At 64.1% G+C, this 6083-nt stretch carries 3 protein-coding genes; all 3 read right to left on the bottom strand.

The features are described from left to right. Positions 1-90 precede the first annotated feature (90 nt). The 3 genes from MLE18_RS10225 to MLE18_RS10215 all read right to left on the bottom strand — a co-directional run bounded on the left by MLE18_RS10225 (position 91) and on the right by MLE18_RS10215 (position 6075). The gene (locus MLE18_RS10225; protein WP_243438696.1) at positions 91-4251 is read right to left on the bottom strand and encodes a chemotaxis protein CheB; all 4161 of its coding nucleotides are present in this window, start codon (positions 4249-4251) and stop codon (positions 91-93) included. A gap of 348 nt (positions 4252-4599) precedes the next feature. Continuing rightward, on the bottom strand, positions 4600-5742 hold the full coding sequence (locus MLE18_RS10220; RefSeq protein ID WP_243438695.1) for a glutathionylspermidine synthase family protein: 1143 nt from the start codon (positions 5740-5742) through the stop codon (positions 4600-4602). A gap of 3 nt (positions 5743-5745) precedes the next feature. Continuing rightward, entirely contained in the window at positions 5746-6075 is a 330-nt protein-coding gene (locus MLE18_RS10215; RefSeq protein WP_243438694.1) for a hypothetical protein, read from the bottom strand. Between the last annotated feature and the right edge of the window lie 8 nt (positions 6076-6083).

Here is a 6083-nt window from a genome sequence, read left to right as displayed (position 1 = left end):
CCCCGGCCCCCGCGACGAAGCGGGGGCCGGGGCGGCGGTCAGGCTGTATGAACTGGACGGGACGGCTCGGGTCAGGAGAGCCGGGCCGGGTCAGCGTCCATTCCCGATGACGGTTCTGGTGATGGCCTCGGTCAGATCCTTCAGGTCCACTGGCTTGGACAGGTAGTCGTTCACGCCGGTGGACAGGATGCGCTCCCGGTCTCCGACCATGGAGTAGGCCGTCAGGGCGATGATCGGAATGTTCCGCACCGCCGGGTCGCTGGCGTTCCTGATGATCTCCGTGGTCTTGATGCCGTCCAGCACGGGCATCTGGATGTCCATGAAGATCAGGTCGAAGCGGCCCTTGTCCAGGGCCTCCAGAACCTCCTCCCCGTTGCTCGCCAGGGTCACCTTGTGTCCCGCCATCTCGAGGACCCGGCAGATGAAGAGCTGGTTCACGGAGTTGTCCTCGGCCACCAGGATGTCGAGGCGGGGGAGCCCGCTGAGAGCCCCTATGGACGCCGGGCTGATGTTGCTGCCGCCGGTCTGGGCCTGCTGCACCGTCTTGAATGATGCGGAGAAGCAGAAAACGCTGCCCTTGCCCGGCATGCTCTCCACGCTGATCGCCCCGCCCATGAGCTCCGCGAGCCGTTTGGAGATGGCCAGCCCCAGGCCCGTGCCGCCGAAACGCTTGGAGTAGGAGCTGTCCGCCTGGGAGAAGTTCTGGAACAGCCTGCTCAGTTGGGTCGGCGCAATGCCGATGCCGGTGTCGCTGACGCAGAACTCCAGGGTTGCGGACCCCGCGGGGGCGGCGACGGTCCTGACGGTCAGGGTCACGGAGCCTTTGTCGGTGAATTTCAGGGCGTTGGACAAAAGATTCTTCACGATCTGGGCGATGCGCAGGGAGTCTCCGAGTATGAGCCCCGGCATGTCCGAGGCGGGCGCGAAGCGAAGGTCGAGCCCCTTCTCCATGGCCTGGACGGAGAACTCCTGCACGAGGGACTCCAGCATGGCCCTGGGGTCGAAATTGCCCAGGTCCAGCTCGAGCTTCTGGGCCTCGATCTTGGAGAGGTCGAGCACGTCGTTGACGATGGCCAGCAGCGACTGCGCGGATGAGCGGATCATGGACAGGAACTGCTTCTCCTCAGGCTTTTCGGCCGAAGTCAGGAGCAGGTCCGTCATGCCCATGATGCCGCTGATGGGCGTGCGTATCTCGTGGCTCATGTTGGCCAGGAATTCGGTCTTGGCGCTGCTGGCGGCCTCCGCCCACTCCTTGGCGTTCACGATCTCCGTCTCGAAGCGTTTGCGGTCGGTTATGTCCTCGATCATGCCCACGGCGAAGAAGGCCGCGTCCGCCGAATCGCGCAGCACCGACAGCGTCAGCCTGGCCCAGATGGTCTCCCCGTCCTTGCGGCCGAGCCGGATGTCCGTGTGCAGCCTGCTGGTCTCACCGGCCGCCACCCTGGCGTAGCTGGCGTGGAAGCGTTCGGCTTCCACCGGGGGCATGAGCTGGCTCAGACCGGCCGCCAGCAGGTGTTCCCTGGAGTGGCCGAGCATGTCCGACATGGCCTGGTTGGCCTCCAGGATGCGGCCCCTCTGGTCGAGGAAGACCATCCCGTTGACAGACTGTTCGAAGATGATCCGGAATTTTTTCTCGCTCTTGCGGAACGCCTCTTCGGCCTGCTTGAGCCGGGAGATGTCCACGAAGGTGATGAGCACGCCGTCTATCAGGCCCGCTTCGGTGCGGTAGGGCAGGATTCGCTTGAGCAGCCAGACCCCGCTGGCGGTCATGACCTCCTTCTGGGACGGCGTCCCGCTCTCCAGCACCCTGCGGGCGTTCACCAACATCTCAGGGTCGTCAACGATGTTGGAGGAGATGTGCTGGATGGGGCGCCCGATGTCCTGGGGCAGAAGGTTGAAGGAAACCGTGGCGGAGGGGGTGAATTTGCGGATCTGGAGCTGCTTGTCCAGGAAGATGGTGCCGATTTCGGTGCTCTTCAGGAGGTTGTCGATGTCCCTGCTGAGCTGGATCAGCTCGTTGATCTTGTTCTCGAACTCCGAGTTGACGGTGTAAAGTTCCTGGTTGACCGAGTGCAGCTCCTCGTTGGTGGACTGCAGCTCCTCGTTGGAGGCCACCAGCTCCTCGTTGGTGGCCTGCAGCTCCTCGTTGCTGGTCTCCAGCTCCTCGATGGTGGCCTGCAGGTTTTCCCGGGTGTACTGCAGTTCGTCCTCGAGCATCTCCAGGCGTCTGCGGGAGCCTTCGTCCAGGACGAAATCCTCGGCCGCCTCCTCTAACGGCGCGGACTCCTGGACGGTCTCCAATATGACATGGAGGTACATGCCGGTTTCGTGTTTGCCGCTCACCGGCTCCACACGGAGGGACACAGCCTCCTCCCCGTCGGGCAGGAGGGCCTGGACCCGGCCGTAGGCCACGGGCGCCTTGTCGCGCAGCGCCCTCTGGATGGCGGCGGAGAGGGCGATGCGCAGGTCGCCCTGCACGAGGTCCAGGATGTCGATGCTCGTGCGCCCGCGATGCCGCAAAAACCTGCTGGCGTCGCCGAAGGTGTGCAGTATTTCGCGGTTCTGGCTCAGCAGGAAGCCCGGGGGCATCCGCTGTTCGAGCAGCACGTCGTAAACGCCCAGCAGCCACTGGTCGCTTCGTACTTGCCTGGTGAGCGAGGGCAGGACGATCTGATGGCTTGTCATGGCGAATCCGTCCTGCTTGCGGGCGAAGTTCGTCAGCCTCGCCTCGCGCCGCTTGGAGTGGATCCGCCAGTGCCTGTCCACGGAATCGAATTCGTCCTCCATTTCCCCAAGGGTCTCGCTGGGCCCCAGGAAAAGGATGCCCTTGGGCTTCAGGGCGAAATGGAAGAGTGCCAGCACCTTCTTTTGTACAGCCGGCTGGAGATAGATGAGCAGGTTGCGGCAGACGATGAGGTCGATCTTGGTGAACGGCGGCGAATTCACCACGTCGTGCTGGGTGAAGACGATCATCTGCCGCAGTTCCTGGGTCACCTGGAAATGCGAGTTGCTCTGCCGGAAGAATCTGTCCCTGCGCATGCTGGAGACGTTGACCATGTTCTCTTCGGTGTAGATTCCGGCCGAGGCCACGTCCAGCGACTCCCGGTGCACGTCGGTGGCGAAGATCTTCACGCTTGGCGGCCGCTCCATGCCCGAGGTGCGCTCCAGGAAGAGCATGGCCACGGAATAGGCTTCCTCGCCTGTGGCGCAGCCCGCAACCCAGACCCTGACGCCGATCTCGGGGGCGGCGTTGGCAAGAATCGTGGGGATGACCACCCGCTCCAGGTGGTCGAACGCGCCGGGAGTGCGGAAAAACTGGGTCACGCCGATGAGCAGGTCCTTGTACATGAGGCTGAGCGCCTCCCTGTCCTCCTCAAGGTGTGCGGCGTAGTCGGCCACGGTGTCGAAGCCGCCCATGGTCATCCTGCGTTGGATGCGCCGGGAGACCGTGGCCGGTTTATAGTACGCGAAGTCGATGCCGTAGCCTTTGTTCAGCAGGCGGAAGATCGCGGCGTATTCGCCGTCGTCGATTTTGGACGGCTCCGTGAGAGTGTTTGCCGGAAGATGGCGGACGTGCCGCAGGATCGCGCCGGGCATGGCCTCGGGGTTGAGCACCTGGTCCACGACTCCCGTGGCGATGGCGCTGGCGGGCATGCTGTCGAACTTGGCTGTCTTCACGTCCTGGGCGAGGACCAGGCCCCCGGCGGTGTGGATGTCCTTGATGCCGTGAGAGCCGTCGCTGCCCGATCCGGAGAGCACCACGGCGACGGCGTTCTTGCCCGCGTCATGGGCCAGGGAGCGGAAGAATATATCGATGGGAAGGCTCAATGTCTGCCCCGGGTCCCGTTCGGAGAGCAGGAGCCTGCCGTCGGAGACGACCATCACCATCTTCGGGGGCAGCAGGTAGACCGTGTTGGCTTCCAGCGGCATGTCATTCTCGGCGATCTGAACCGCCAGTTTGGTGTGCCTGGCCAGGATTTCGTCCATCATGCTGATGAAATCCGGGGAGAGGTGCTGCACCACCACGAAGGCCAGCCCGCAGTCGGGGGGCATGTGGTCGAAGAAGGATTCCAGGGCCTCCAGGCCGCCCGCGGAAGCGCCTATGCCCACGATGTAGGTGGGTTCGCCGTTCGTTTCGCCTGTCGGGGGGCAGGGCTCCAGCAGGTCGGCGGCGTCATCGGTCATGGACTGGTTGTCGGCGCCAGCGGAAAATTTCGAAGTGTCGCCCGGCTGGAGGGGGGTGGAACTCATTATGCTTCCTCGGTATACGCCTCGGCGGCTTCATTCTGGCAGCAGATAAACAGCAATTATTATTACAATAAATTTGGCAGGGTGAAATGACTCCAGCCCGTTTGCGCGGCTCGCCAGCATCCACGGAGGGGCGGCGTTCAGCGCAGGGGAAAGTGGGATGGGGCTATCAACCAACAGCCTGAAGTTGAATTAAACTACCACTTCTGAACAAATACTGAATGATAACTCCGCGTCAAGAGGTTTGAAGTCCAGGCGGGCCGATATGGATGTAATTATTTAATATACAGATTCTTTTTTTGGAACGTTCAGACGTGGGTGAGGAGCCTCGATAACCGCCCCGGCTTCGCCTCAGGCGGGCTTGAAAGCGTGCGGCACGAACCTGCTCAGGTTGGTGGTGATGCGCCCCCCCGATTCCCTGATTCCCATGCCCGCGGCCCAGCCCCCCACGACCCAGGCCCCGACCACGGGCCTGGCCCCGCTGAAGTCCGGCAGCTCGCACAGGGCCTGCCACACCACGTCGGACTCGTCGTAGCCGCCGCCCGTCCGCTCGATGGTGGCTCCCCCTTTGACCAGGGCCATGTTGGCCCCTTCCCGGGCCAGCTTGGGCTTGACCACGTAGTCTGCGAGCCCGCGCGGGCCGTCGAGATAGGCCGGGACCAGGTTCGGGTGGCCGGGGAACAGCTCCCAGAGGATGGGCAGGATGGCCTTGTTGGAGAGCAGCATCTTCCAGGCGGGCTCGATGAAGGCCGTCCGCTCGGAGGCGTAGGCCAGATATTGCCCGAAATCCTCCCGCACGAGCCACTCCCAGGGGTAGAGCTTGAACAGGCTCTGGATGTCCCTGCCGCGCATGTCCACGAAGCGCATGGCCGTGGCGCTCCAGCCGATCTCGTCCACGTGCAGGAAGTCCGTGGCCAGGCCCGCCGACTGGGCGGTGTCGCGCAGGTAGTTGGCGGTGATGATGTCCTCCACGTCCCTCGTGGAGGCGAAGTGCAGGATGTCGCCGCGCAGTTTGGGCTTGAGTTCGGCCCAGCGGGCCAGGAGCTTCTCGTGGATGGAGTTGAACTGGTCCAGCCCGGGGAAAACGTCCTGCAGCCAGAACCACTGGATCACCGAGGCCTCCAGCAGGCTGGTGGGGGTGTCGGCGTTGTACTCCAGGAGCTTGGGGGGCGATTTGCCGTCGAAGGCGAAGTCGAAGCGGCCGTATATCGAGGGGGGCTCCTCCTCCCAGGCGGCCTCGATGAGCGGGACGGCGGACTCGGGTATGCCCAGGTCGGCGTAGCGGCGTGTGTCGATGATGTGCTGCGCCGCTTCCAGGCAACGTTCGTGCAGGTCGTTGGCGGCGCGCTCCACCGCGTCCACCTCGTCCGCGCCGAACAGGTAATAGGCCGACTCGTCCCAGTAGGGAACGTCGTCCAGGGTGTGGAAGATGAAGCCCTGGCCCTCCACCGTGGCCTGCCAGCCGGGCCTGGGGTCGATGGGTATGCGCCGCATGGTCTAGGCCGAGGCGGAGAGCCGCGCGCCGGTTGAGCCGAACCCGCCCCTGGTCACGTAGGCCCTCCCGGCGTGGGCCTGGGTGCCCGAGGCTATGGCCCGGCCTTCCGCCACGGCTCCGCTGTAGTTGGGATGGTCCGGGGGCAGGGGCCTGACCGAGCGGTCCTCCCCGACGATGAAGGGGCGCCCGGAGGAGTGGTAGATGACGTTGCTGTAGCTGCCGGAACGGTATCCTTCCTCTTCGTTTTCGTCGTCATCGTTGAAGGAGCACCCGGAGAGGCCCAGGCTCACCGAAACGACAAGGCCGATGGCGATATGGCGGGAGCGTTTCATGGCGCGCG

Source organism: Fundidesulfovibrio soli (assembly GCF_022808695.1).
Lineage (GTDB): Bacteria > Desulfobacterota > Desulfovibrionia > Desulfovibrionales > Desulfovibrionaceae > Fundidesulfovibrio > Fundidesulfovibrio soli.
Note: the sequence above shows the minus strand (reverse complement) of the source record. Positions and strands in the feature narration are given on the sequence as shown.

Excerpts from the sequence above, each read along its gene's own strand:
- MLE18_RS10220 (WP_243438695.1), bottom strand. The coding sequence starts at position 5,742 with ATGCGGCGCATACCCATCGACCCCAGGCCCGGCTGGCAGGCCACGGTG.
- MLE18_RS10215 (WP_243438694.1), bottom strand. The coding sequence starts at position 6,075 with ATGAAACGCTCCCGCCATATCGCCATCGGCCTTGTCGTTTCGGTGAGC.
- MLE18_RS10225 (WP_243438696.1), bottom strand. The coding sequence starts at position 4,251 with ATGAGTTCCACCCCCCTCCAGCCGGGCGACACTTCGAAATTTTCCGCT.